Annotated in this window: 1 rRNA gene; it reads left to right on the top strand. The window is 52.6% G+C overall.

The annotated features are described in order from the left end of the window. Nucleotides 1-388, top strand: a 23S ribosomal RNA gene (locus BAE31_RS11180); the annotation flags it as partial.

The following is a 388-nucleotide window of genomic DNA, read 5'->3' as shown; positions in this document are numbered from 1 at the left end:
ATGTATCACTGTAGGGGGTAGAGCACTGTTTCGGCTAGGGGGTCATCCCGACTTACCAAACCGATGCAAACTCCGAATACCTACAAGTGCCGAGCATGGGAGACACACGGCGGGTGCTAACGTCCGTCGTGAAAAGGGAAACAACCCAGACCGTCAGCTAAGGTCCCAAAGTCATGGTTAAGTGGGAAATGATGTGGGAAGGCTTAGACAGCTAGGAGGTTGGCTTAGAAGCAGCCACCCTTTAAAGAAAGCGTAATAGCTCACTAGTCGAGTCGGCCTGCGCGGAAGATGTAACGGGGCTCAAACCATGCACCGAAGCTACGGGTATCATCCTCTGGATGATGCGGTAGAGGAGCGTTCTGTAAGCCTGTGAAGGTGAGTTGAGAAG

The sequence above is a fragment of the Bacillus sp. I-2 genome, from assembly GCF_001974945.1.
Taxonomy (GTDB): domain Bacteria; phylum Bacillota; class Bacilli; order Bacillales; family Bacillaceae; genus Bacillus; species Bacillus safensis.
This window is presented reverse-complemented; position numbering and strand designations above follow the sequence as displayed.